General features: G+C 56.4%; 22 protein-coding genes and 1 pseudogene. 10 read left to right on the plus strand and 13 right to left on the minus strand.

What is annotated here, in order from left to right:
* Window positions 1-306: 306 nt before the first annotated feature.
* A complete protein-coding gene (dnaA, locus tag AC2LB6_RS04830) occupies window positions 307-1,722 on the plus strand; it encodes a chromosomal replication initiator protein DnaA (protein ID WP_490092656.1) in 1,416 nt (471 codons plus the stop codon).
* A gap of 4 nt (window positions 1,723-1,726) precedes the next feature.
* The gene (dnaN, locus tag AC2LB6_RS04835) at window positions 1,727-2,827 is read left to right on the plus strand and encodes a DNA polymerase III subunit beta (RefSeq protein ID WP_090966562.1); all 1,101 of its coding nucleotides are present in this window, start codon (window positions 1,727-1,729) and stop codon (window positions 2,825-2,827) included.
* A gap of 64 nt (window positions 2,828-2,891) precedes the next feature.
* On the opposite strand, the gene AC2LB6_RS04840 is transcribed toward dnaN, so the two are convergent.
* On the minus strand, window positions 2,892-3,035 hold the full coding sequence (locus AC2LB6_RS04840) for a hypothetical protein (protein WP_490092657.1): 144 nt from the start codon (window positions 3,033-3,035) through the stop codon (window positions 2,892-2,894).
* On the opposite strand from AC2LB6_RS04840, the gene recF reads away from it, so the two are divergent.
* The 5 genes from recF (at window position 3,034) to AC2LB6_RS04865 (ending at window position 9,506) form a co-directional block, all read left to right on the plus strand.
* Window positions 3,034-4,119, plus strand: a complete 1,086-nt coding sequence (gene recF, locus AC2LB6_RS04845) for a DNA replication/repair protein RecF (RefSeq protein ID WP_136196920.1) — start codon at window positions 3,034-3,036, stop codon at window positions 4,117-4,119. The two genes, AC2LB6_RS04840 and recF, sit on opposite strands and share 2 nt — an antisense overlap.
* Before the next feature lie 18 nt (window positions 4,120-4,137).
* Window positions 4,138-6,546 (plus strand): DNA topoisomerase (ATP-hydrolyzing) subunit B, encoded by a 2,409-nt coding sequence (gene gyrB / locus AC2LB6_RS04850; RefSeq protein ID WP_490092658.1) that lies wholly within the window; start codon window positions 4,138-4,140, stop codon window positions 6,544-6,546.
* A gap of 190 nt (window positions 6,547-6,736) precedes the next feature.
* Window positions 6,737-7,216, plus strand: coding sequence for a NanQ anomerase/TabA/YiaL family protein (locus tag AC2LB6_RS04855; protein ID WP_490092659.1), 480 nt, complete (start codon window positions 6,737-6,739; stop codon window positions 7,214-7,216).
* A gap of 99 nt (window positions 7,217-7,315) precedes the next feature.
* On the plus strand, window positions 7,316-8,125 hold the full coding sequence (gene yidA, locus AC2LB6_RS04860) for a sugar-phosphatase (protein WP_490092660.1): 810 nt from the start codon (window positions 7,316-7,318) through the stop codon (window positions 8,123-8,125).
* Between the two features lie 121 nt (window positions 8,126-8,246).
* Window positions 8,247-9,506, plus strand: a complete 1,260-nt coding sequence (locus AC2LB6_RS04865) for a YidR family protein (RefSeq protein WP_490092661.1) — start codon at window positions 8,247-8,249, stop codon at window positions 9,504-9,506.
* On the opposite strand, the gene AC2LB6_RS04870 is transcribed toward AC2LB6_RS04865, so the two are convergent.
* A complete protein-coding gene (locus tag AC2LB6_RS04870) occupies window positions 9,487-9,849 on the minus strand; it encodes a YceK/YidQ family lipoprotein (protein WP_490092705.1) in 363 nt (120 codons plus the stop codon). The genes AC2LB6_RS04865 and AC2LB6_RS04870 overlap by 20 nt on opposite strands.
* Window positions 9,850-10,139: 290 nt before the next feature.
* On the opposite strand from AC2LB6_RS04870, the gene ibpA reads away from it, so the two are divergent.
* A complete protein-coding gene (ibpA, locus tag AC2LB6_RS04875) occupies window positions 10,140-10,556 on the plus strand; it encodes a small heat shock chaperone IbpA (RefSeq protein WP_003849623.1) in 417 nt (138 codons plus the stop codon).
* A gap of 57 nt (window positions 10,557-10,613) precedes the next feature.
* Here the strand turns inward: ibpA and AC2LB6_RS04880 are convergent, their stop codons facing one another.
* Genes AC2LB6_RS04880 through AC2LB6_RS04905 form a run of 6 tightly spaced genes read right to left on the minus strand, consistent with a single transcriptional unit; the run spans window position 10,614 to window position 16,348 of the window.
* The gene (locus AC2LB6_RS04880; protein ID WP_490092662.1) at window positions 10,614-11,525 is read right to left on the minus strand and encodes an EamA family transporter; all 912 of its coding nucleotides are present in this window, start codon (window positions 11,523-11,525) and stop codon (window positions 10,614-10,616) included.
* Between the two features lie 21 nt (window positions 11,526-11,546).
* Window positions 11,547-12,047, minus strand: a complete 501-nt coding sequence (locus AC2LB6_RS04885; RefSeq protein WP_490092663.1) for a YbaK/EbsC family protein — start codon at window positions 12,045-12,047, stop codon at window positions 11,547-11,549.
* A gap of 41 nt (window positions 12,048-12,088) precedes the next feature.
* Entirely contained in the window at window positions 12,089-12,889 is an 801-nt protein-coding gene (locus tag AC2LB6_RS04890) for a 2OG-Fe(II)-dependent halogenase WelO5 family protein (protein ID WP_490092664.1), read from the minus strand.
* A 5-nt stretch (window positions 12,890-12,894) separates the two neighbouring features.
* Window positions 12,895-13,602 carry a class II glutamine amidotransferase gene (locus tag AC2LB6_RS04895; RefSeq protein WP_490092665.1) on the minus strand — a complete coding sequence of 236 codons (708 nt, stop codon included), beginning with the start codon at window positions 13,600-13,602 and terminating at the stop codon, window positions 12,895-12,897.
* The gene (locus tag AC2LB6_RS04900) at window positions 13,590-14,864 is read right to left on the minus strand and encodes an ATP-grasp domain-containing protein (protein ID WP_490092666.1); all 1,275 of its coding nucleotides are present in this window, start codon (window positions 14,862-14,864) and stop codon (window positions 13,590-13,592) included. The genes AC2LB6_RS04895 and AC2LB6_RS04900 overlap by 13 nt, the downstream gene beginning before the upstream one ends.
* A gap of 17 nt (window positions 14,865-14,881) precedes the next feature.
* Window positions 14,882-16,348: a hypothetical protein gene (locus AC2LB6_RS04905; protein ID WP_490092667.1), complete on the minus strand. Its 1,467-nt coding sequence runs from the start codon at window positions 16,346-16,348 to the stop codon at window positions 14,882-14,884.
* A 168-nt stretch (window positions 16,349-16,516) separates the two neighbouring features.
* On the opposite strand from AC2LB6_RS04905, the gene AC2LB6_RS04910 reads away from it, so the two are divergent.
* The gene (locus AC2LB6_RS04910; RefSeq protein WP_490092668.1) at window positions 16,517-17,977 is read left to right on the plus strand and encodes an aminotransferase-like domain-containing protein; all 1,461 of its coding nucleotides are present in this window, start codon (window positions 16,517-16,519) and stop codon (window positions 17,975-17,977) included.
* Here AC2LB6_RS04910 and AC2LB6_RS04915 read toward each other — a convergent pair.
* The 5 genes from AC2LB6_RS04915 to AC2LB6_RS04935 all read right to left on the minus strand — a co-directional run bounded on the left by AC2LB6_RS04915 (window position 17,974) and on the right by AC2LB6_RS04935 (window position 23,389).
* Window positions 17,974-19,224 carry a valine--pyruvate transaminase gene (locus AC2LB6_RS04915; RefSeq protein ID WP_490092669.1) on the minus strand — a complete coding sequence of 417 codons (1,251 nt, stop codon included), beginning with the start codon at window positions 19,222-19,224 and terminating at the stop codon, window positions 17,974-17,976. The two genes, AC2LB6_RS04910 and AC2LB6_RS04915, sit on opposite strands and share 4 nt — an antisense overlap.
* 81 nt (window positions 19,225-19,305) lie before the next feature.
* Window positions 19,306-20,280: a glyoxylate/hydroxypyruvate reductase GhrB gene (gene ghrB, locus AC2LB6_RS04920; protein ID WP_490092670.1), complete on the minus strand. Its 975-nt coding sequence runs from the start codon at window positions 20,278-20,280 to the stop codon at window positions 19,306-19,308.
* 77 nt (window positions 20,281-20,357) lie between these two features.
* Window positions 20,358-21,638, minus strand: coding sequence for an MFS transporter (locus AC2LB6_RS04925; RefSeq protein ID WP_090966591.1), 1,281 nt, complete (start codon window positions 21,636-21,638; stop codon window positions 20,358-20,360).
* A gap of 32 nt (window positions 21,639-21,670) precedes the next feature.
* Window positions 21,671-22,630: a sugar kinase gene (locus AC2LB6_RS04930; protein ID WP_490092671.1), complete on the minus strand. Its 960-nt coding sequence runs from the start codon at window positions 22,628-22,630 to the stop codon at window positions 21,671-21,673.
* Window positions 22,631-22,639: 9 nt separating this feature from the next.
* Window positions 22,640-23,389 (minus strand): sugar phosphate isomerase/epimerase, encoded by a 750-nt coding sequence (locus tag AC2LB6_RS04935; protein ID WP_490092672.1) that lies wholly within the window; start codon window positions 23,387-23,389, stop codon window positions 22,640-22,642.
* A gap of 564 nt (window positions 23,390-23,953) precedes the next feature.
* Here AC2LB6_RS04935 and AC2LB6_RS04940 point away from each other — a divergent pair.
* Window positions 23,954-24,657: pseudogene (locus AC2LB6_RS04940) on the plus strand (hypothetical protein).
* The last annotated feature ends 75 nt before the right edge of the window (window positions 24,658-24,732 follow it).

Here is a 24,732-nt window from a genome sequence, read left to right on the forward strand (position 1 = left end):
AATGAGATGTCGCCCGAAAATTTATTGCATTGCGTCAGATCCCTGCTGGTTTTTCCCGCAACTGGCGTAAACTTCTTTGCGCGTCTCTGGCCTGTGGATAAAAAGGATCAAAACTGTGTAGAAAGGGAAGATCTCTGTCTCGCTTTGCGCTATGATCCGCCCTTCCGCTGACGATCCTCCGGTGATTGCAGGACGGAAAACCGCTGATAGCGGTCGCAGGCGCTTTCTTAGCGTCTGTGTCAAAAATGAACGTTTCTTAGAGTAACGCCTACTATTCTTTTCGAATTTGTACGAGTGGAGTCCGCCGTGTCACTTACGCTTTGGCAACAGTGTCTTGCCCGTTTGCAGGATGAGCTTCCTGCCACCGAATTCAGCATGTGGATCCGTCCACTGCAGGCTGAGTTAAACGACAATACGCTTGCCTTGTATGCTCCAAATCGCTTCGTACTCGACTGGGTTCGGGACAAATACCTTAATAGTATCAATGCACTGCTGAATGAATTCTGCGGTCCAAACGTGCCAGCGCTGCGTTTCGAAGTGGGTACGCGTCCGGTTCAGCAGCAGGCGGCAGCGTTCAGCCAGCCAGTCATGGCCAGCGTCAGCGCACCCGTGATGCCCGTGCAGAGTCACATCCGTCCGGCCCCGACGCAGATCATGCGTCCCAGCTGGGATAATGTCCCGGCACCGGCCGACGTCACCTATCGCTCGAATGTGAATAACCGTCATAACTTCGATAACTTTGTCGAGGGTAAATCCAACCAGCTGGCGCGCGCGGCGGCACGTCAGGTGGCGGATAATCCTGGCGGCGCTTACAACCCGCTGTTTCTGTATGGCGGCACCGGTCTTGGTAAAACACACCTGCTGCACGCGGTAGGCAATGGCATCATTGCCCGTAAACCGAATGCAAAAGTGGTTTACATGCACTCCGAGCGCTTTGTTCAGGATATGGTTAAAGCGCTGCAGAACAATGCGATTGAAGAGTTCAAACGCTATTACCGTTCTGTCGATGCGCTGCTGATCGATGACATTCAGTTCTTTGCTAATAAAGAGCGATCGCAGGAAGAGTTCTTCCACACCTTTAATGCCTTATTAGAGGGCAATCAGCAGATCATCCTCACCTCGGATCGCTATCCAAAAGAGATCAACGGAGTGGAAGATCGTCTCAAATCACGTTTCGGCTGGGGTTTAACGGTGGCGATCGAACCGCCTGAGCTGGAAACGCGTGTGGCGATCCTGATGAAAAAAGCGGATGAGAACGACATCCGTCTGCCTGGTGAAGTCGCCTTCTTTATTGCCAAGCGTTTACGCTCTAATGTGCGTGAGCTGGAAGGCGCGCTGAATCGCGTGATCGCCAATGCCAACTTTACCGGTCGGGCAATCACCATCGACTTCGTGCGCGAAGCGCTACGCGATCTGCTGGCGCTGCAGGAAAAGCTGGTCACCATCGATAATATTCAGAAGACCGTGGCTGAGTACTACAAGATCAAGGTGGCGGATCTGCTTTCCAAGCGCCGTTCGCGCTCGGTAGCGCGTCCGCGCCAGATGGCGATGGCGATGGCGAAAGAGTTGACGAACCACAGCTTGCCAGAAATTGGCGATGCTTTTGGGGGTCGCGACCACACAACGGTGCTTCATGCCTGCCGCAAGATTGAGCAGTTGCGTGAAGAGAGCCACGATATCAAAGAAGATTTCTCTAATCTCATCAGAACATTATCTTCCTGACGCTATGAAATTTATTGTTGAACGTGAGCAGCTGCTGAAGCCGCTGCAACAAGTAAGTGGCCCACTGGGTGGTCGTCCGACACTGCCGATCCTCGGAAACCTGCTGCTGCAGGTAACCGAAGGTTCGCTGTTGCTGACCGGTACCGATCTGGAAATGGAGATGGTCGCACGCGTGGCGCTGACTCAGCCGCATGAGCCTGGCTCTACCACCGTTCCGGCGCGCAAATTCCTCGATATCTGTCGCGGATTGCCGGATGGCGCAGAAATCACGCTGGCGCTGGAAGGCGATCGCATGCTGGTCCGCTCTGGCCGCAGCCGTTTTTCGCTGTCGACCCTGCCCGCCAGTGACTTCCCGAATCTTGACGACTGGCAGAGTGAAGTTGAATTCACCCTGCCGCAGGCGACCCTGAAACGGCTGATCGAAGCGACCCAGTTCTCGATGGCGCATCAGGATGTGCGTTACTACCTCAACGGCATGATGTTTGAAACCGAAGGGGAAGAGCTGCGCACCGTCGCGACTGACGGTCACCGCCTGGCTGTCTGCTCCATGCCAATTGGCCAGGCACTGCCGAGTCATTCGGTGATTGTGCCACGTAAAGGCGTGATCGAGCTGCTGCGTCTGCTGGATGGCGGCGATACCCCGCTGCAGGTTCGTATTGGCGGCAGCAATATCCGGGCACACGTCGGTGATTACATCTTTACCTCTAAGCTGGTTGATGGCCGCTTCCCCGATTATCGCCGCGTATTGCCGAAGAATCCCGACAAAGCGCTGGAAGCGGGCTGCGATCTGCTAAAACAGGCTTTTGCCCGCGCGGCGATTCTCTCTAACGAGAAGTTCCGCGGTGTTCGCCTCTATATCACAGAAAATCAGCTGAAAATCACCGCCAATAACCCTGAACAGGAAGAAGCGGAAGAGATGCTGGATGTCAGCTACAACGGTACGGAACTGGAGATTGGCTTCAATGTCAGTTACGTGCTGGATGTGCTGAACGCGCTGAAGTGCGAAAACGTCCGCCTGCTACTGACGGATTCGGTGTCGAGCGTGCAGATCGAGGATGTGGCGAGTCCCGCAGCGGCCTATGTCGTGATGCCCATGCGTCTATAGTCTGTGCCGGGCTAACTTACTCGCCATTTTGCGCCCGGGCAGTACTCGTCCCTGGTCACATACTTCAGTATGCTCCCAGGGCCTGTGCGCTGGCCGTGCGCAAACTTGCTTCGCCGTCGACGCCCTGGATTGTTAAAGGTAAAACCTGAATTTTACAAGGCAAAACCATTTCATCCCGATCATTGCCCTTCACGCTGGATTGATTCATGGCTTTAACCCGCCTTCTTATCAAAGATTTTCGTAATATCGAGCAGGCTGACCTGCAGCTGGCACCCGGCTTTAATTTCCTGGTGGGTGCTAACGGCAGTGGGAAAACAAGCGTTTTAGAGGCGATCCATACGCTGGGGCATGGCCGCTCGTTTCGTAGTTTGCAAGCGGGCCGGGTCATTCGTCACGACGAGGCTGCGTTTGTGTTGCACGGACGTCTGGAAAATAAAGAGCGGGAAATCTCTGTCGGGCTGACCAAAAACCGGGCCGGTGACAGCAAAGTGCGCATTGATGGCAGCGATGGTCACAAGGTCGCGGAGCTGGCGCAGTTGCTGCCGATGCAGCTAATCACCCCAGAAGGCTTTAGTCTGTTGAATGGCGGCCCCAAATACCGCAGAGCCTATGTCGACTGGGGCTGTTTTCATAACACGCCCGGCTTCTTTAACGCATGGAACAACATGCGTCGCCTGCTTAAACAGCGGAACGCGGCGCTGCGCCAGGTTTCACGTTACAGCCAGATTCGTCCCTGGGATCAGGAGCTGGTCCCGCTGGCTGAACAGATCAGCCAGTGGCGTGCTGAATACAGTGCGGCGATTTCCGCGGAGATCACCGCCACCTGTGGCCAGTTCCTGCCGGAGTTTGAGCTGCGCTTCTCCTTCCAGCGTGGCTGGGACAAAGAGAGCGACTACGCCGAACTGCTGGAACGTAACTTCGAGCGCGATCGTGCGCTGACCTATACTGCCAGCGGTCCCCATAAAGCCGATTTTCGTATTCGGGCTGAAGGAACGCCGGTTGAAGATTTACTCTCACGCGGGCAGTTAAAACTGCTGATGTGTGCATTGCGTCTGGCACAGGGCGAGTTCCTGACAAGCCAGAGCGGACGCCGCTGTATTTACCTCATTGATGACTTTGCTTCTGAGCTGGATGAGAGCCGCCGACGCCTGTTGGCGGACCGGTTAAAAGCCACTCAGGCGCAGGTGTTTGTCAGCGCAATTTCTGCCGGACATGTAATCGACATGACCGACGAAAAGGGCAAGATGTTCCGCGTGGAACAGGGTAAAATAGCGGTTCAACCTGAAGATTAAAATGAGCGAGAAACGTTGATGTCGAATTCTTATGACTCCTCAAGTATTAAAGTCCTGAAAGGACTTGATGCGGTACGCAAACGCCCGGGCATGTATATCGGCGATACCGATGACGGTACCGGTCTGCATCACATGGTATTCGAGGTCGTGGATAACGCAATCGACGAAGCGCTCGCTGGTCACTGTAGCGACATTGTGGTCACCATCCACGCGGATAACTCCGTTTCGGTGCAGGATGATGGACGCGGCATTCCAACCGGTATTCACGAAGAAGAAGGCATCTCTGCCGCTGAAGTGATCATGACCGTGCTGCATGCTGGCGGTAAGTTCGATGATAACTCCTATAAAGTCTCCGGCGGCCTGCACGGCGTGGGCGTCTCCGTGGTTAACGCCCTGTCACAGAAGCTGGAGCTGACGATCCGTCGCGAAGGCAAAGTGCATCAGCAGGTTTACGTCCATGGCGTACCGCAGGCTCCGCTGGCCGTGACCGGTGAGACCGACATTACCGGGACCCGCGTGCGTTTCTGGCCGAGCCACGAAACCTTTACCAACGTGCGCGAATTTGAGTATGAGATCCTGGCGAAACGCCTGCGTGAACTCTCATTCCTCAACTCAGGCGTGTCGATTCGTCTGGATGATAAGCGTGATGGCAAAAGTGATCACTTCCACTATGAAGGCGGCATCCGGGCATTTGTTGAGTACCTCAACAAAAACAAAACCCCGATTCACCCTACCGTGTTCTATTTCTCTACCGAGAAAGATGGCATTGGTGTGGAAGTGGCGCTGCAGTGGAACGACGGCTTCCAGGAAAATATCTACTGCTTTACCAACAACATCCCGCAGCGCGACGGCGGTACTCACCTCGCCGGTTTCCGTTCAGCGATGACCCGTACCCTGAATGCCTACATGGAAAAAGAGGGTTACAGCAAGAAGGCCAAAGTCAGCGCCACCGGTGATGATGCCCGTGAAGGTCTGATCGCTGTGGTTTCGGTGAAAGTGCCGGATCCTAAATTCTCCTCGCAGACCAAAGATAAACTGGTCTCCTCCGAGGTGAAAACAGCGGTTGAGCAGCAGATGAACGAACTGCTGGCAGAATACCTGCTGGAAAACCCGTCAGACGCCAAAATCGTGGTCGGAAAAATCATCGACGCCGCCCGTGCCCGTGAAGCAGCACGCCGCGCCCGTGAAATGACCCGCCGTAAAGGCGCGCTGGACCTGGCGGGTCTGCCAGGCAAACTGGCGGATTGTCAGGAGCGCGACCCGGCGCTGTCTGAAATCTACCTGGTGGAGGGTGACTCCGCAGGCGGCTCGGCTAAACAGGGGCGTAACCGTAAGAACCAGGCGATTCTGCCGCTGAAAGGTAAGATCCTAAACGTTGAGAAAGCGCGTTTTGACAAGATGCTTGCCTCTCAGGAAGTCGCCACGCTGATCACCGCGCTGGGTTGCGGCATTGGTCGCGATGAGTACAACCCGGACAAGCTGCGCTATCACAGCATCATCATCATGACCGATGCCGACGTAGATGGTTCACACATCCGTACCCTGTTGCTGACCTTCTTCTATCGTCAGATGCCTGAAATCATTGAGCGCGGCCATGTGTACATCGCCCAGCCGCCACTCTACAAAGTGAAGAAAGGCAAGCAGGAGCAGTACATCAAAGATGACGAGGCGATGGATCAATACCAGATCGCTATCGCGCTTGATGGTGCGACTCTGCACACCAATGCCAGCGCCCCGGCGCTGGGCGGTGAGCCGCTGGAGACGCTGGTTTCTGACTTCAACAGCACCCAGAAGATGATTAAGCGTATGGAGCGCCGTTATCCGATGGCTATGCTGCGTGCGATGATTTATCACGACACGCTGAGCGATCTGAGCAACGAAGCAGAAGTCACCACCTGGCTGAACGGTCTGGTGAGCTATCTGACCGAACGCGAAGCGCACGGCAGCACCTATCTGGCACAGGTGCGTGAAAACCGCGAATCGAACCTGTTCGAGCCGGTACTGCGCGTCCGTACCCACGGTGTGGATACCGACTATCCGCTGGACGCTGATTTCATTCAGGGTCCTGAGTACCGCAAAATCTGCGCCCTGGGCGGCAAACTGCGTGGTCTGTTGGAAGAAGATGCTTACATCGAGCGTGGCGAGCGTCGTCAGCCAGTGGCAAGCTTCGAACAGGCGATTGAGTGGCTGGTTAAAGAGTCGCGTCGCGGCCTCTCCGTCCAGCGCTACAAAGGTCTGGGCGAGATGAACCCGGATCAGCTGTGGGAAACCACCATGGATCCAGACAGCCGTCGTATGCTGCGCGTCACCATTAAAGATGCGATTGGCGCTGACCAGTTGTTCACTACGCTGATGGGCGATGCGGTTGAACCGCGCCGCGCCTTCATCGAAGAGAATGCGCTGAAAGCTGCCAATATCGATATTTAACCGCCAGCGGACGTAACAGGCCATCACTCAGGTGATGGCCTTTTTTTTTGCCGTACGGGCGGAAACCGGTCGGGAAGCGCCTTCCTGCCCGCATGCTGCGATCACCATCACGTTTTAACCCGGTCAGCTCCCTTACTCTTGCCTCTCTTTGCGCTATTCCGGCGCACTATTCATTACAGGGAGTGTCTCCATGATTGTTTGCGATCGTCACGACTGGAACAGAGAACGTCACGCCTTTCATCCGGTAGTCGATCAGGCGATAAGCTGGATTGCCAGAACAGATTTCAGCCAGCTGGAAACCGGAAAAGTTGAGATCCTGCCCGACAATAAAATGTTCTGTCTGGTGCAGGAGATGATGACCGAACCGGTCAGCGCGCGTCGTGCGGAGTCCCACTTCAACTACATCGATATTCAGTATCTGCTGGCAGGCACCGAAAATATCGGCGTGGCCCGCGCTCATCCCGACCAGCACATCACCGAAGATTTCGCCCAGGAGCGTGACGTCGTTTTTTATCAGAAGATATTAAATGAGTCAGTGATTACGCTGATGCCCGGTATGTTCGCGCTCTTTTTCCCGCACGATATTCATCGTCCCTGCTGCGCGCCAGGCGAACCCGCAACTATCCGAAAAGCCGTGATTAAAATCCACCGCGACCTGTTTACCGCCTGAACCTGACGATTTGCTGGCCGTTCTCGCCTGCCATGGAACTGGTCAATGTGCGCTGAATCGCGCTAGCATTGAACAAAACCCATTCGCTACGAGGACTCTATGGCTATTAAATTGATCGCTATCGACATGGATGGCACCCTGCTCAATCCGCAACATGAGATCACACCGGGGGTAAAATCTGCCCTGGATCGCGCCCGCCAGAAAGGCGTGTCGATTGTGCTGACCACCGGCCGGCCATTTGTGGGTATCCAGCGCTATCTGATGGAGCTGGATATGCAGGCACCCGGCCAGTATGCGATCAGCAATAACGGTGCGCTGGTTCACCAGGCCGAAGATGGTGAGTGCGTGGCGGAAGTGACGCTAACCTTTGACGACTACCTCTACATTGAAAATCTGGCGCGTGAGCTTGGCGTGCATTTCCAGGCGTTCGACAAATCCCATCTCTACACGCCGAACAAAGACATCAGCGAATACACCATCCATGAGGCGAGCCTGACCGGCATTCCGGTGCGCTATCGCGCTGTGGAAGAGATGGATCGCGCCACGCGCTTCCCGAAACTGATGATGATCGACCGGCCCGCCTTGCTCGACGCGGCGATTGCCCGTCTGCCCGAACATGCTCACCAGACTTACACCATCCTGAAAAGCGCGCCTTACTACCTGGAAATCCTCGATCGTCGGGTGAATAAAGGTCAGGGCGTCAAAATGCTGGCTGAGAAGCTCGGTCTGAAGCAGGAAGAGGTCATGGCGATTGGCGATCAGGAGAATGACCTGGCGATGATCGACTATGCCGGAACCGGCGTCGCGATGGGAAATGCGATTGATTCCGTTAAGAAAATCGCGCAGTTCATCACCAAAACCAATATGGAAGATGGCGTCGCGCATGCCATCGAAGAGTTAGTGCTGTAACGGCCCTGTTCTCTGCCGGGCCGCACCGGCCCGGCCCGGCTCCATTAACCCGCCAAAAAAGCTGCACCGCAAAACAGAATCGCGTAATTTGTCGGGCAACTCTTTCTCCGCGGGTTTCATCATGTCAGAAAAACAGATCACCTTTGCTGCCCGTCAGCATCAACTCACCAATATCAATGTCTGGACTGCCGACAGCCAGTGGCTGGCGTTTGACGTCCGTCCCTCGGGCGCGTCGTTTACCAGCCAGACCATTGAGCGGGTCAATGTGATGACCGGCGAGGTGGAGGTGCTCTATCAGGCCCGACACGGTGCCCACGTCGGCGTCGTCACGGTCAGCCCCGATCTGCCCCCGCGCTACGCCTGCATTCATGGCCCGGAACATCCCGATGCCAGCTGGCAGTATGACTTCCATCACCGGCGCGGTGTGATCGTTCAGAACGGCGCGGCGGTGAATCTGGATGCCTGTGATATCACGCCGCCCTTTACCCCTGGCGCGCTGCGCGGCGGCTCGCATGTGCACGTTTTCAGCCCCGACGGTTCACGCCTGAGCTTTACCTACAATGACCACGTGATGCATGAGCTGGATAGCCGCCTCGATCTGCGCAACGTCGGCATCGCGGTGCCGCTGCACGCTGTAACGCCGGTTAAACAGCATCCGCGCGAATATGATGGCAGCTATTTCTGCCTGCTGGTGAGCCTGACGCATGTGGAACCGCTGCCAGGCAGTGACCAGATCAATCGTGCCTATGAGGAGTGCTGGGTGGGTGAGCGCGGCTATCAGAAACCGGACGGCAGCTGGCAGCGCTGGGCCATCGCCTTTATTGGCGACACGCTGACGCTGCAGGGCGAGAAGCGGCCTGAAGTTTTTATTGTCGATCTGCCTGACGCGCTGGAGGATTACGCTCTCGCAGGAGACATGCCGCTGGAGGGCAGCAGCCAGCTGTTACCTGCACCACCGGCTGGCGTGCAGCAGCGTTGCCTGACGCACAGCCGTGGCGTGTCTCTGCAACCGCGTCACTGGCTGCGTGCAGCACCGGATGGCAGCAAGATCGCGTTTCTGATGGCGGATGCCGGAGAGGTGATCCAGCTCTGGATGGTGTCACCTAACGGCGGCGAACCGCGTCAGATTACCCAACTCAGCCACAGCATTCAGTCTGCTTTTAGCTGGCATCCTGATGGCCAGGCGATCGCCTTTATCTGCGATAACAGCGTGATGCAATGTGACGTTGAGAGCGGCGCGTGTCAGCGACTGACCCGCAGAACGGAGGAGGCGCCATCAGGTGACGCGGTGGTCTGGTCACCTGATGGTACACAGATTGCTTTTATGCGTGAGGTGAATGGCTGGCGGCAACTCTTTACGGTTACGGCTGTGACCGCATAGGAGGCATAGGCTGCGCCTGCGCCAGGCTTTCGTTGGTATGCGCCAGCCTTTCGCTCTGCAGGATGCGTTCACGTGGTGAGTCGAGAGTTTTGTCTTTATCGCTACGGTAGTAGTCCCACGGCAGCAGCAGCGTATCCAGCACGGCAGAGAAAGGAAGATCGATTAACGCCAGCGGCTTCAGTGCCCAGCTGGTATCACCATCTGCCAGCATATCAGCGCTGGCACGGGTGCCGGGATAGTAGCCCTGACTCGCACCTGTGTGAGACATCACGCTGGAACAGCTGGTTGTTGCCATTGCGCAGCACACCATTCCAGCCAGAGGTAAGGTCTTCATTAATTTCATCATCATCATCCCTTCAGTCATAGCATAAGCCTGGCTGAGTTGGCTTGCCAGACAACGTCAACACTCTGGGGCGAAGTCCGTCTGAGTCTGGCAAAAGTAGTCCTGAGTGTATGTCATTTCCACAATATGGCGAAAAAAATTGCATTTCGCCCTCTTGAAAATCCTTTTCTGACACCCACTTTTATTTTACGGACGCACTCACCGTTGCCGCAAGGGACAGTGAGGTGCCGTATCCAGCCTGTCCAATAGTGGAAGGTTGCCAAAACTTGCTGAACTTCAGGAGTCTTAATATGCGTAATTTTGATCTCACCCCACTTTATCGCTCTGCTATCGGTTTTGATCGCCTGTTTAACCTGCTCGAATCTAATCAGAATCAGAGCAACGGCGGCTATCCTCCTTATAACGTAGAACTGGTCGATGAAAATCACTATCGCATTACCATTGCGGTGGCCGGTTTTTCGCAGAGCGAACTGGATATCACGGCGCACGACAACGTGCTGATCGTGCGGGGTGCCCATCCTGAAGAGCAGGCCGAGCGTAAATACCTGTATCAGGGAATCGCTGAGCGTAACTTCGAGCGTAAATTCCAGCTCGCCGACCACATTGTGGTGCGCGATGCCCGTCTCGAAAATGGTCTGCTAAGCATCGATCTTGAACGACTGGTGCCGGAAGAGGCGAAACCACGCCGTATTGAGATTCTTAAATAATATTGAGATTCTGAAGTCACCATGAAAAAAACGCCGCTTATGCGGCGTTTTTTTAACTTACGGCTGAGTGCGCATCGCTAAACGCTGACCCAGCACGCCACCAAACACATTGACCAGCAGCCCCAGAATAATCACCACCGCCCCCAGCATCTGCTGCCCGGAGAGACGCTCATCCAGCACCAGCGCAGCGGTAATAATCCCCACCACCGGCACCAGCAGCGAGAGCGGTGCGACGCGCCAGGTTTCATAGCGACTTAGCAAATTCCCCCAGATGGCATAGCCCACGATGGTGGCGACAAACGCCAGATAGATCAGCGCCAGCACGGTCTGCAGGCCGATATGCAGCAGACTGTTAACGATGGCGGCTTCGCCATCAAACAGCAGCGAACAGGCAAAGAAAGGAATAATCGGCACCAGTGCACTCCAGACCACCAGCGACATGATCGGCACGCTACGGTTTCGCATGATGATCTTGTTGGTGATATTCCCCAGCCCCCAAGACAGCGCCGCCGACAGTGTCAGCATCATGGTAGTCAACGTAATCCCGGCGCTGGTCTGCCCTTCCATTCCTGCCGTCGCCAGCATAAACATCCCCAGCGTGGCGATGATAATCCCGACGATATGATTCCAGCGCAGCTTCTCCGCCAGCAACAGCGCGCCCAGCAACAGGGTAAAGAATGCCTGTGCCTGCAGCACCAGTGAGGCCAGCCCGGCCGGCATGCCGAGCTTGATCGCCAGGAACAGAAACGCGAACTGACCAAAACTGATGGTCATGCCGTAAACCACCAGCCAGCGCAGCGGGATCGGCGGGCGACGCACAAAGAAAATGGCGGGAAAGGCGACCAGAGTGAAACGCAGTCCGGCGAGCAAAAAAGGCGGCATGCCCTGCAGCCCCAGCTTAATCACCACAAAATTCACGCCCCACGCCACCACCACGCACAGCGCTAACAGCATATCTTTTACCGACATCAGAAACTCCTGGTTCCGCCGTCAGGCGGTGATCGCAATCGGGGACGCGATATCCGCACAGCACGCTTCACCCACGATGCGAAAATAATCGTCTACGGCCAGCGCGATCGACTTCTCCAGCTCGCCCGCGTTAAACCATAACGTGCCGACCTGTTGCAGCCGGGTATCCACCCGCAGCGCCAGCCGGTCATCAAAACTAAACGGTGGCACCGCGCCCATCACACAGCCAGTCAGCGCCTGAGCCAGCTCCGGCGCGGCGAAAGAAGATTTTTTGCCGCCGATGGCGCGCGCCGCGTTTTTGAAATTGATCCGGCAGTCGCCCGGCACAATCGCCAGCAGCTGACGCGACGGCGCACCGTCCGGCATACTGACCTCCAGCACCATCGCTTTGGCCGCCTGACCCAGCGCGTTGTCGCGTATCTTGCTGATCTGCTCGGTCTGCCCTACCGCCTCATGCTCCACCACACGGTAGCTGGCCTGATGCTGATCCAGCAGCGCAGTAATCTTTTCAAATGTCGTCATTCCCTTCTCCTTTTCTGGCACAACGTCTGACACAACCCGGCTTAACTCCAGGCGATAGCATGTTTCATCTTTTTATCGGTCAGCCCGAAAAAGAACCCCATGGTGATGCGGGTATTGCCTTCGACGCGGTCGATCTCATGATAAAAAGCAGGATTAAACAGATAGATATCGCCACTGCGCGGTGAAAACTCACAGATCTCATTGTGATCAATCACCCCACTGCGATAACCCAGCTCACCGGCGGTCTTGAACTGCTCATCCTCCGGCGTCCACTTTTTGTTGTAGATACGCAGCGCCCCGCCCGCATTGCACTCCTGCAGGCAGACCACACAACTGAGCTGATGCAGGATCTGCGTCACCACCAGCGAGCTCTCTGCGGCGTCGCGCACGATATTGTCGTTATGCAGCGGGTTTGCGACGCCATCGGCGTGAAAGCGCACGATTGAACCGGCGTAGTCACCCCGACCCGGTTCATGGGCGATGTTTAAACTTTCCAGCCGCAGCGCATGCTGCACCCAGCGGTAAATCTGTTCGCGCAGCTGGTTCAGCGAGGGTGGCAACGCAGGCTGGATATCACGCAGCTCAGTGAAATAGTTATCGGGTGCCGCAGTATGGCGCGCCAGATAAGGGCCAAGCGTTGTCAGCGCGCCATTGGGGTAGTGCGAGACACGAATCTTTTCCCGGCAGCTCTGCAGGTCAGCCACTACCGCTTGCCGCACTTCGGGCGTCAGGAAATTACGCAGCACCAGCAGCGGCACCCGTGCAGTGACGATGTCATCCAGCCAGGTCGATTCCACAAACATGTTGGGATTAATCACGCGGAACTGATTGAAAATTGCCATGTTTATCACTCCCTAAACGGTATTTCATAGAGTTCATGATTATTCATTCGCCGCCAGCTGCCGGCGCTGCCTGGTATTGCCACGGGTTCAGAGGCGATCAGCGTGCAACCGTCCTGTTGCCGAAAATGCATCGTAAAATAGTCGGGCCAGGGGGTGTCGTGCGGATACCACTGCCACGCCCAGGCTTTGTCGCGAGTGATGAAAATGGCATTGCCTGCGCTCCCGCCGGGCTCAACCTGCGCCATCTTTGCGCGCAGATAGTCGCGGGTGAAATCGGCGGGCGTAGTCTGGTCCACCAGATAGCGCAGATACTCTTCGGAATCGAAGCGTGACTCCGCCAGGCCAAGCTGGCGGTAAATGGTCGGCAGAAAACCGTTATGCATCATGTACCACTGATGTCCGGCGCTGTTGCGCCACAGCGGATGCGAAAACTCTATCCCCTGATTTTTACTCAATGTGGCGTGACGCACATGCACCGCCAGAAAGCGGCTGCGCAGGCGATCAACATCAATGCCCGGCAGGGCGTCTGCGAACGGGCCGGTGCCGTGCAGGGTCCGAATTTCACCCTCTTCCAGCCACAGACAGCCCCAGCCGTTGGGATGCGATTTAATAGGACCATCGTGTTCGGCGCCTTCACCGCAGCTCATGGCGCGCGCCGCCTCCAGAATCCGGGCGCTGTCGAACTGGCCATGCGCCAGAATCATCCTGCACATACTTTGTCTCTCCCCGCGGTGACTGACTGCGCGGCAATCACCTGATGAAACGTGGTCATGATCGGCTCACGCGCCATAGCCGTCAGGCTGAAGGTAGCGAGAATGCCCGCATGACGCGTAAGGTCGGCATAGAGCGATGAGCGTGACGAAACCTGTAACGCAGGCAATCTGAGTGGTGGTAACAGCGCGCCCTGCTGATGCTGATCGATCCAGCGTTCAGCCGCCTGCAGCTGCGCCGGTTGCCGTAAACGCAGCTGACCGACCGCACCGGGTGTGGTGAAGGCAAAGGCGGGCAGTGCGCCGCCCGCTTCCAGCCGGAAAGTGACTTCCGCCCAGTTGATGCCCGTCGCCTCCTGTACCAGCGTCGCTACGCCCATGCCGGAGAGCCGGAACCCCATCTCCAGGAAATGCGGCACGCCGTTGACCACAATGAAATCGATATGAAACGCGCCCTGACGATAGCCAAAGGTTTCGCAGCAGAAGGTCATCAGGCTGCTGAACGATGCTGGCAAGGCCGCTGCCGCCATCGCCACATGGCCCGACTCGTAAAAGCTGACGCAGCCCTCCGCATCACGGTACTGCTCAATCACCTTCTGGCAGCAGGTCAGCGCCTGGGGATGTCCCTGATGCACCACGCCCTGCAGCGAAAACTCCTCGCCGATCAAAGCACTTTCCACAATAAAACCGCTGAAGCCGCGTCCACCGTAGTTCATGGTCTGAACCAGCTGTTTCACTACGCTGTGCAGTTGATCGGCGCGTTCTATCAGCCAGATACCGAGGCCGCCGCCGCCATCCACCGGTTTCACAACGCAGGGATAGATCAGCGCCTGTTCCGCATCCAGAATGCTGAGCGGCGAGGCGAAAAAGCGGAACTCCGGCTGCGGGAAGCGCGGCCAGGCTTTTTTCAGTGCCATGCGCTGCGCATATTTATCCAGCGGAATAAAGGCGGCGGGCGCGTCCGGCCCGGCCAGCATCTCACGCAGTCGCCCGGCGCTGGCGTTGTAGGCTTCAAAGCCCGCCAGCACCACCAGCGGATGCGCCAGCAAACCAGCATGCAGATAAGCCTGCATTACCTCCCACGGATTCTCAGGGCGGTCGAGGCGGATGATCAGATCAAACGGCAGCGCCAGGCTGAGCGACTGATAATCGACAAAATCGCCCATCTCCGCCAGCACGGTAAAATAGCCGTCGCGTTTCGCCACCGCGCAGTAGGGGTTTTGTCCGTCGCGGGTGGCGCCAATTTGCAGGAAAATCTTTTTCATCGCCTCGCCTTACCGGGTTAACGCCCGGAAATGATTTCTGTCACGATGTCATTGAGCACACCGTTATTGACCTGAATCACCGCTTTGTGAGGATCAAAACGCAGGACGCGCGACAGCGGATCGGTGCTTTTGCCCTCCAGCAGCGAACTGACCGGCCTGCTCTGCCAGCAGTGGCGCATCTGCGTCAGCGTCATGCCAGCGAGCTGCGTTAACTGCTGTGCCAGCGCGAGATCCTCACTGCGCTGCTCAAGCAGGTCGCGAATGGCGGCTTCGTCCAGTGCAATCTGCTGTTGCGAAAGCCAGTACCCGAGCTTCGCGCCCTGTGCCAGGAAGGGTGAGTAGATCATGCAGATCAGCTGATCTTCACTGAGGTCAAACGCCTGCATGGCGAAGTCTGCTGCGCGCTGCCGTTGCTGCCGGATGGCGTCGTCATCCTGATAGCGCGCCGCCATCTCATCAATGAGCGCGGGCGGAAAATCCTTCTTCACCATCAGCCCCAGCGCGAAGCGCACATATTCGCGGATCCCTTCGGCATAGTGACGCTGCAACAACGTTTCTGCCCGTAGTCCGCGCAGATGCGCCATCAGCGTCGGATTACCGCAGTCGGACTCGGAAAAGCTGAACATCAGTTCATCGAAACGGAAGCGCATAAATTCGCTGAGCAGCGCCCAGTGCGCGCCCGCTTCATAGGCGGTGTCCTGATAGATGTTGAAAAACAGCGGGTCGCGCGCCAGCTGGTGGGTGATGCGGTGCGCGGGCGTCAGATGATCGGCACCGTAAACATCGCTGAAGTAACGCTCAGCAACGCCGTCCAGCGTCTGCAGAAATCCGCTGAAGCCCCGGCTTTTGTCCGCTACCGGCGCATCAAATAGCCGGGAAAGGTGCCGCGCCCAGGCAACATAGGCAGCCTGCTCCTGCGGCGAGTCACCGGTGATAATCAGATCCACACCTCCGTTGTAGTCTGCTGCCAGGCCAAAGGAGTTCACCATGCTGAGATTGCAGGCGTTGCAGAAGGTCGAGCGCGCATCGGCACGAAAGCGGTGACCATTCATCAGCACGTCATTGCGGTTCTGCTGCCGCACGCTTTCCGGCATCGGCAGATCGCGGGCAAATGGCCGGATCAGCAGACCATCCACCACCAGACATTCCGCCCGTTCATCGTCATGCATCGCCAGCGCCTGATAAACGCGGTGGATATTCTCCATCACGCTCTGATTCATCGCCGCATGGCGGTTAGTGCTGACCCGCAGATGAAACGTGCTGCCCTGCTGCTGCCAGATCAATCCCTGAATGTAACGTACGTAAGCCACCATGTAACTGCTGTCTTTTCCGCCGCCATAAGCAAGCAGAACGCGGTTATTCTCCAGCTGCTGCTGATCCGGCAGCGCCGCCAGCAGACGAACAGAGCAGCGCTGAGCCGATTCAATGATGGCAGGCGACAGATACGCTTCAATCTCCTTCATCATGACGAGCAGATTATTCATTTTTCACGTTTCCCTCAGGTGAACAGAATCACTTTATGGCCTGAAGCCGGGCGGCTGGCGGGGTCGCCGTGCCGTTTAGCGTCATGAATAATTAAGAGATGCAGCCTAAACTACTTTGAATGTACTCTGTTGAATATGCACAGATCAGCGCGATATGGGGTGGAACAGATGGCCGATGTTATCGGGGAACAGGAGAGTCAGAGCAGTCGTTATCGCCAGATCGCAGAACAGATTAAGCAGGCCATTCATGCCGGTTCACTGGCACCCGACAGTCGTCTGCCGTCGGTCAGGACGCTGGCGACACAGTACAATGTCAGCCTCACCACCGCCCTGAAAACACTGCGCACGCTGGAAGATGAGCGCTACGCCGTCGCCCGCCCTAAATCGGGCTTTTTTGTCGCCCCGCAGCGGCCCTCCTCACGTCAGCTGCCCGCCGTCAGCGAACAGCCGCGCGCCATCGCGCCACTGGATGAGCAGACAGAACTGCATCTGGCGATGCTCGGCTCAGACTGCCGGGTACGGCTCGATCTGGCCAACGGCGACAGCGCGCTCTATCCGGTCAAACGCATCGGCCTGCTGATGCGCCAGATGGGCTACAGCAAACCGGCCCTGCTCGGTAATACGGTCAAAGGTACCGGCTATGCGCCGCTGAAAACTGAGATTGCCCGTCGCGCGGTCGATTACGGTTGCAATATCAGCGCCGACGATATTCTGATCACCAACGGCTGCATTGAGGCGATCTCGCTGTCGCTGCGTGCCACCACCCAGCCGGGCGACGTGGTGGCAGTGGAGTCACCCTGCTATTTCGTGCTGCTGCAGATGCTGCATAACCTGAATTTACGGGTGATTGAAGTGGAAGCCGGTCCGGAAGGGTATGTGAATGTGGCGAAGCTGACCGGCCTGTTTCAGCGCAAGGCGGTGCGGGTCTTTCTCACCCTGTGCAACGTCAATAATCCGCTGGGAAAGAGCATTCCCAACGAGCATAAAGCCTATATTGCGCGGCAGGCGGATGAGAACGATGTGGTGATCATTGAGGATGATATTTTTGGCGATACCGCCTTTGGTGAACGTCGCCCCTTCCCGATGCGCGCCTTCAGCCCCAACGCCATTCTCTGCAGCGGCTTCTCTAAAACCGTGGCACCCGGCATTCGTATTGGCTGGGTTCACAGCGTTAACTACATGCGCAAAATCGCCTCACTGAAATATACCTCTACTATGGGCACCTCGGTGCTGTCACAGGCGGCGGTAGCGGAGCTGCTGCGCAGCGGCGGCTATGATGCTCACCTGCGCAAGCTGCGGCGTGAGCTGGCACGACAAATCCGTGAAATGCGTCAGTCGGTGCTGCGGGAATTTCCGGCGGGAACGCGGGTGTCCGATCCGGAAGGAGGCTATGTGCTGTGGGTTGAGATGCCTCGCGAGGCGCTGAACGTGCGCGAGCTGTTTCTGAAAGCGCGCAACGCGGGCATCGGGATTGCGCCGGGCCACATTTTTGCCACCGACCAGCGCTTCGATCACTGTTTCCGGCTGAATGCCGGTTTCGGCTGGAATGCTGAGGTGGAACAGGCCATTAAGCAGCTGGCACAGTGGTGCCAGCTGTCGTTAACCGATCCACAGAAAGAGCAGGATTAGCTGTCGCGCCAGGCGATCTCAACCTCTTCCGCCAGAATCTGCACCGCCCGTTCAATGTTCTCTGCATCCGGCACGTAATTCATCCGCATACATTGATGGGTGTGCGGCCACGCCTGTTCCAGTCCCGGGAAGAAGAAGTGGCCCGGCACCATCAGCACGCCGCGCGCTTTAAGTCGCTGATAAAGCAATTCAGTGGTGATCGGCAGATCGCGGAACCAGAGCCAGAGGAAAATCGCCCCTTCCGGCTTGTGGATCAGGCAGCGCTCTTCCGGCAGATAGCGCCGCAGGATCGCGATGGTCTGCTGCACCTTCTGCTGATAGAACGGCTTAATCACCTCTTCGGAGAGCCGTAACAGATCGCCACGCTGGATCATCTCATTAGCAATGGCCGGACCGATACTGCCTGGCGCCAGACTGATGATGCCGTTCATGTTGCTCAGCGCAGTAATGGTCTTCTCGTCCGCGATAATGATGCCGCAACGCGCACCCGGCAGGCCAAGTTTCGACAGGCTCATGCAGAGAATAATGTTGGGATTCCACAGCGGGCGCACCTCGCTGAAAATGATGCCGGGGAACGGCACACCATAGGCATTGTCGATCAGCAGCGGCACGTCATGCTGCTGTGCCAGCGCATCGAGCTGCATCAGCTCATCATCAGTGATCACATTGCCGGTAGGGTTGGTCGGGCGCGAGACGCAGATCAGCCCGACATCATCGTTCATCGGCAGATGCTCGAAATCGACATGATATTTAAACTGGCCTTCCGGCAGCAGCTCAATGTTCGGCTTCGCCGACACAAACAGCGCCTCTTCCAGACCGGCATCCGCATAGCCCAGATATTCAGGCGCCAGCGGGAACAGCACACGCTTCTTGCTTCCATCGGCCCGGCGACCGGCGTACAGGTTAAACAGATAGAAGAAGGCGCTCTGGCTGCCATTGGTCAGTGCGATGTTCTCTGCGGTGATCGGCCAGCCAAGCTGTTCACGCAGCAATTCAGCCAGCGACGCCAGCAGCGTCGCTTTGCCACGCGGACCGTCGTAATTGCACAGCGCTTCGCTGAGTTTGCCTTCCTCATGCATCTGCTGCAGCAGTTGCTGAAAGTAGTCGTTCATGGCCGGAATTTGCGCCGGATTGCCACCACCCAGCATGATGGTGCCGGGCGTGCGGAGGCCCGCGCCCATATCTTCCATCAGACGTGAGATGCCGGAATGTTGGGTAAATTTGTCGCCGAACTGAGAAAAGGACATAGCGGTTAAATATTTGTGATAACGAATCGGGGGTCCACCATAACGCCCGCCATCGGCGGGCGCAATGGGAAGGCGTGGGGATTACTTCAGCGCCTGCGGGTTAACGCAGTTTTTCCCGACGCTTCCGCCGAGTGCGGCAATGAGATTTTCTACCGCATCCTGCATCATGCCGTAACGGGTTTCGTGAGTAGCAGAACCGATGTGCGGCAGCGTCACCACATTCGGCAGCGACAGCAGCGGAGAGTCGGCTGATACCGGCTCCTGCTCAAACACATCCAGCCCGGCGGCATGCAATTTGCCCGCCTGCAACGCGGCGATTAACGCCTTCTCATCCACCACCGGCCCGCGACCGGCGTTGATCAGCACCGCATCCGGCTTCATCAGTTCCAGCTCGGCGGCACCGATCAGATGGTGCGTCTCTTCGGTCAGCGGCAGGCTGATGCAGACGAAATCACTCTGCTTCAGCAGCGCCTCCAGTTCACAGCGCTGCGCACCAAAGCGCGACTGCGCCTCTTCGTGCTCGCGGCGGGCGTTGTAGAGGATTTTCATGCCGAAGCCAAAGTGGGCGCGCTGCGCCAGCGCCATCCCGATTCGACCCATACCGAGGATTCCCAGCGTTTTATGATGCACGTCGATGCCGAACTGCGCCGGTCCGATGCTCTTCTGCCAGTTGCCCGCTTTAACCCAGGCATCCAGTTCCGGCACCCGGCGCGCCGTGCTCAGCACCAGCGCCATCATGGTGTCCGCCACGGTTTCGGTGAGCACGGTCGGCGTGTGCATCAGCACCACATTACGCTGATTCAGTGCGTCTACATCAAAATTGTCGTAGCCCACAGAGACGCTGGAGCAGACGCGCAGATTGGGCATTTTCGCCAGCAGATCGCCATTCACTTTACCGCCCGATCCCAGCAGACCTTCTGCCTGCTGGAAAGCTGCAGCATGTTCCTGCTGGTTCTCTGGCGAGAGATCGCTGATTTCCGTCACGTCACACTGTTCAGCCAGGCGTGCATAGAGATCGTCAGGCAGTTTTTTATAAAGAATTACAGCGGGTTTCATTCAGTGGCTCCCGGTCAATAAGTTGCGGGCGGCTTCTTGCAGGCCGCCCGGAGAAATAGAGGTTAACGTTTACGCTTTCAGGCTGGTTTCGCGCCCTGCAGCGGTGGCGCTTTATTCTGCGCCGGTTTCACAATCAGCGTCAGCCACACCGAAACCAGCAGGGCCGATCCCATAAAGATGTAGGAGGCAGATGGGCTGCCGGTGGCTCCATTAAGATAGCCGACAATCCATGAACCGATAAACGATCCCAGCGCACCCATACTGTTGATCAGCGCCATCGCGCCACCCGCGACATTACGCGGCAGCATCTCAGGAATAATGGCGAAGAATGGTCCGTAAGGCGCATACATCGCAGCACCCGCAATCACTAACAGGGTGTAAGACATCCAGAAGTGGTTCGATCCCACCAGATACGAGCCGAGGAACGCCAGCGCGCCTATCAGCAGCAGTGGCCAGACGAACAGCTTACGGTTCTGGGTTTTGTCCGACGCCCAGGAGACAATCACCATCGCAATGGTCGCCGCCAGATAAGGCACCGCTGACAGCCAGCCCGCTTCTACCATGCCCATCTGCGTGCCGTTACGCAGAATCGACGGCAGCCACAGCACAAAGCCATACACGCCAATGCTCCAGGCAAAGTACTGCAGGCAGAGAATGATCACGTTGCGGTTACGGAACGCTTCACTGTAATTGCGCACCGCTTTGATGTTTTCCTGCTCTTTCTGCAGTTCAGCCTGCAAGGCCGCTTTCTCGGCATCGCTCATCCAGCGCGCCTGCGCGGGTTTATCCTGCACCAGGAACCACCAGGCGATCGCCCAGACCACCGCAGGAATCCCCTCGAAGATAAACATCTCACGCCAGCCAAAGGATTCGATCAGATAGCCCGACACCACCGACATCCACAGCACCGTGACCGGATTCCCCAGGATCAGGAAGGTGTTGGCGCGTGAACGTTCGGATTTGGTGAACCAGTTACTGATGTAAATCAGCATCGCGGGCATCACAGCGGCTTCCACCACGCCCAGAACAAAGCGAATCGCTGCCAGCATCGGAATATTGCTGACCACGCCGGTCAGGGAGGCGCAACCACCCCACAGAATCAGGCACCAGAAGATCAGTTTCTTGACGCTGCGGCGTTCGGCGTAAATCGCACCCGGGATCTGGAAGAAGAAGTAACCCAGGAAGAACAGCGCACCCAGCAGCGAGGACATGCCTTTGGTGATGCCGAGATCGTCATTAATCCCGGCAGCAGAAGCGAAGCTAAAATTTGCACGATCGAGATACGCCAGGCTGTAGGTGATAAACACGATGGGCATGATGAACCACCAGCGTTTTGGCGCGATTGTCTGCTTTTTCATCGGGAACTCCTGTGTCTGTAGAGGGGCGCGAACTACACGTCGCCCAGTTGCTGACGCGTCGGCAGACCTTCGCTGTCACCAATGACCTGAATCGCCATCGAACCAATTTTGTTGCCGCGACGAATCGCCTGCGGCAGCGACTGACCTTCCAGCAGGGCGCTGATGACGCCAACGGCAAAGCCGTCTCCGGCACCCACGGTATCCACCACGTTGTCGACTTTTATCGCCTCAACCTGGCCCTGTTCGCCCTGCGCCGTTTTAAACCAGGCACCGTCACAACCGGTTTTAATCACGACGGCTTTCACACCCCTGTCGAGATAGAAATCTGCGATTGCTTCTGGCTGGCGATAACCCGTCAAAATCAGCCCCTCTTTTTCGCCCGGCAGCACCCAGTCGGCATACTCCGCCAGCAGATTGAGCTGCTTACGCATCTCCTCTTCGCTCCGCCACAACACCGGCCGCAGGTTAGGGTCAAACGAAATAGTTTTACCGCGCGAACGCATCTCTTTGGCGGTGTGCTTCAGTAGCTCCAGCGAACTCTCTGACAGCGCCGCCGCCACACCGCTCAGGTGCAGATGACGCGCCGAGCCGAAATAGTCCGCGTCAAAATCGTCAACCGACAGATGGCTGGCCGCCGAGCCTTTACGAAAATATTCCACCAGCGGATCGGAACCGTCATCGACTTTGGACTTGAGTTGAAAACCGGTGGGATAGCGCTTATCGACCGTCACACAGGCGTGATCGATACTCTCTTTTTCCAGCTGCTGGCAGATAAACCGACCGAAAGCGTCATCGCCGATACGACTGACCCAGCCCACTTTCAGGCCAAGACGAGCCAGGCCGGTCGCCACATTGAGTTCTGCGCCTGCTGCGCGTTTAACAAAGGTCTCTGCTGCGGCCAGGTCGCCAGTCTCGCGGGCGATGAACATCGCCATCGCTTCACCGATGGTGACAACATCAAGCGGACCGTTGTGATGATTAATGTGCGTCATATCTGTTCCTTACACGTTACGCAGCAGCGACACATAGTGGCGTGTCACCGCAGTCAGATCGTCGCCTTCCAGCGGAAATTCGATACCGCGCGGTGCCTGTGCGGGCAGCTGTTGCAGCAGGGTGCGCCAGTGGTCGTCAGCCTCATCCAGCGCAATCGCCCGGAAGCTATCCTGGTGCGGCACGGCTGCTTTTACATGCACATAGCCCACCTGCGCGGCCAGTTGCTCTGCCGCCTGATCGGCATCTTCCCCGGTCCAGCACCAGTTGCCCATATCAAAGGTCATGCTAATCGGCAGTTCGGCTTCCCTGACTGCCGTGAAAAACGCGACGGACGGTGCCAGTCGGCCATGTTCGGTCTGGTCGTTTTCCACGGTCAGCTCAAACGGCAGATCCGCCAGCAGCGCCTGCAACGTTTCGCGAGGCAACGCACCGGTAAAGTCTCCCAGCGCCACTTTCAGCCGCTGAGCGTTTAACTGGCGTGCTTCTTCAACGTAGTGGGTTATGCGTGGATTGATTTCGCCGCCGTCACAAAACAGCGTATCGGGCACCGAATAACTGGCGTGCAGCTGATGTTGCGCCACCGTCCGGGCTAGCGCGGGCAGATCGGCAAGCGCCGCGTCATCAAGCAGTTCGCGGCGGATTTCGACCCCGTCAGCGCCCGCCTGCTGGATTATTGGCAGCAGCGCACGCTGACCGCCGAGTGCGGCGATCTGCGCGTGGCCATAAGCGGCGGTCACCACGATGATGTCAGGTTTCATGTTCTACTCCATGGCAGGGTTCTGCCGATAACGAATACAAAAACCCTAAATGGAACCGGTTCCAAAGCAAAGCAGCAAACTGTGAAATTATGATCGTGCTCACGAAGCGAGCACGTAAACAGGGTGTGAAGCCCACAATTTCGGGATTTTACGCTAAGGGCATTTTTTAATGCAGATTGGGCCAATATAGAAAATGAGGTTTATATTTATTTTTTACGATTGATGCCAGTATTCATGCAGCTTTCGGCAGATCCGGTGTTAAAAAACAGTAACCTGATTGGCATAATAATGACCGATAGCAGTACGATTTTATAGCATTCAGATCATAGAGCTACGTTCATGCCATACGTTTCCGTTTCATTGAGCATCTATTTCCTGATGATATGATGGCCGAGGCGCGCATCACTGCGGTCCTCGTGCTCGCTATATTCGGAGGAAGGGCTCTGAGCTGTAGACTCTGGTTTTTGATGCGGGAACGTCAGCAGCATGCAATGCCTGAGTTCGTGGTCCGGACATTGTGGTAAATCAGGACAAGGTAGCTTTATAAAGGACGGAATACTCAGGATGAGTAAGCGATCAGAAATTATTGATGGTGCTCAGGCGCCTTATGTTAATAAAGGTATTTTTTATACAGAAGTATTGGGCTGGGTAGATTTAGGGCATGCTCAGGGGACGGATATTAGAGAGCTTCTTAGATTAATTGCGCAGGGTGAATCATCAGGGAAGAAATTTTATGAGGTCAGATATTCACAAGATATGTCCGGGTTTAGTGGGCAGCTCCGTTCAGGAAAAGTGATGACCTGGCGGATCCGGCGCGGTCGGCCTTACTGGGAACAGAAAAGTATCGCTCTGGCGATGATGATGGCTATGGCTCGAAAGTTCGAGATGTTTCAGGGAGCATTTCCCAATGTTCTGGTGACGGATAGTGGTTTTAGTGGTGAGGATCTGGTTTCAGACCTGCTGGGTTTCTACCGGGTCGTTTCGGTTCAGAACCCCTTTGAGATACTTCGTCCGTTGAGTAAACAAGAAGCCCTGGAACGCTGGGATTACTACGGTAAAATCGGCAGCTGGAAAAACGAGATATTTAAACCTCTGCTGTTCCCCGACCCGAAAAAGTTCCCACACTCGCGTCCACGTAATGGGGAATCCCCCCCTTCATGCGAACAATTGTGCCCTATAACGATTTTTTGTCTGGAAACGTCATACTGCCTCAGCACGATAAAACTTTTATGGTCTTAGGCTCAGGTAATGGGAGAATGGGGCTATGAAAAGAAATATAACCGTTCTATTCAGTGTCTTTATTGTTGGTGTTATTGGGCTTGTTGCTGGGTGGCCGTATATAC

The sequence above is a fragment of the Pantoea sp. RCC30.1 genome (assembly GCF_058148845.1).

Coding starts and splice junctions, on each gene's coding strand:
- AC2LB6_RS04840 (WP_490092657.1), bottom strand. CDS start 3,035: ATGAATCAATCCAGCGTGAAGGGCAATGATCGGGATGAAATGGTTTTG.
- ibpA (WP_003849623.1), top strand. CDS start 10,140: ATGCGTAATTTTGATCTCACCCCACTTTATCGCTCTGCTATCGGTTTT.
- AC2LB6_RS04935 (WP_490092672.1), bottom strand. CDS start 23,389: ATGAAACCTGACATCATCGTGGTGACCGCCGCTTATGGCCACGCGCAG.
- AC2LB6_RS04855 (WP_490092659.1), top strand. CDS start 6,737: ATGATTGTTTGCGATCGTCACGACTGGAACAGAGAACGTCACGCCTTT.
- AC2LB6_RS04905 (WP_490092667.1), bottom strand. CDS start 16,348: ATGAATAATCTGCTCGTCATGATGAAGGAGATTGAAGCGTATCTGTCG.
- gyrB (WP_490092658.1), top strand. CDS start 4,138: ATGTCGAATTCTTATGACTCCTCAAGTATTAAAGTCCTGAAAGGACTT.
- AC2LB6_RS04930 (WP_490092671.1), bottom strand. CDS start 22,630: ATGACGCACATTAATCATCACAACGGTCCGCTTGATGTTGTCACCATC.
- ghrB (WP_490092670.1), bottom strand. CDS start 20,280: ATGAAACCCGCTGTAATTCTTTATAAAAAACTGCCTGACGATCTCTAT.
- AC2LB6_RS04885 (WP_490092663.1), bottom strand. CDS start 12,047: ATGACGACATTTGAAAAGATTACTGCGCTGCTGGATCAGCATCAGGCC.
- AC2LB6_RS04915 (WP_490092669.1), bottom strand. CDS start 19,224: ATGTCCTTTTCTCAGTTCGGCGACAAATTTACCCAACATTCCGGCATC.
- recF (WP_136196920.1), top strand. CDS start 3,034: ATGGCTTTAACCCGCCTTCTTATCAAAGATTTTCGTAATATCGAGCAG.
- AC2LB6_RS04900 (WP_490092666.1), bottom strand. CDS start 14,864: ATGAAAAAGATTTTCCTGCAAATTGGCGCCACCCGCGACGGACAAAAC.
- yidA (WP_490092660.1), top strand. CDS start 7,316: ATGGCTATTAAATTGATCGCTATCGACATGGATGGCACCCTGCTCAAT.
- AC2LB6_RS04870 (WP_490092705.1), bottom strand. CDS start 9,849: ATGAAATTAATGAAGACCTTACCTCTGGCTGGAATGGTGTGCTGCGCA.
- dnaN (WP_090966562.1), top strand. CDS start 1,727: ATGAAATTTATTGTTGAACGTGAGCAGCTGCTGAAGCCGCTGCAACAA.
- AC2LB6_RS04925 (WP_090966591.1), bottom strand. CDS start 21,638: ATGAAAAAGCAGACAATCGCGCCAAAACGCTGGTGGTTCATCATGCCC.
- AC2LB6_RS04880 (WP_490092662.1), bottom strand. CDS start 11,525: ATGTCGGTAAAAGATATGCTGTTAGCGCTGTGCGTGGTGGTGGCGTGG.
- AC2LB6_RS04865 (WP_490092661.1), top strand. CDS start 8,247: ATGTCAGAAAAACAGATCACCTTTGCTGCCCGTCAGCATCAACTCACC.
- AC2LB6_RS04895 (WP_490092665.1), bottom strand. CDS start 13,602: ATGTGCAGGATGATTCTGGCGCATGGCCAGTTCGACAGCGCCCGGATT.
- AC2LB6_RS04890 (WP_490092664.1), bottom strand. CDS start 12,889: ATGGCAATTTTCAATCAGTTCCGCGTGATTAATCCCAACATGTTTGTG.
- AC2LB6_RS04910 (WP_490092668.1), top strand. CDS start 16,517: ATGGCCGATGTTATCGGGGAACAGGAGAGTCAGAGCAGTCGTTATCGC.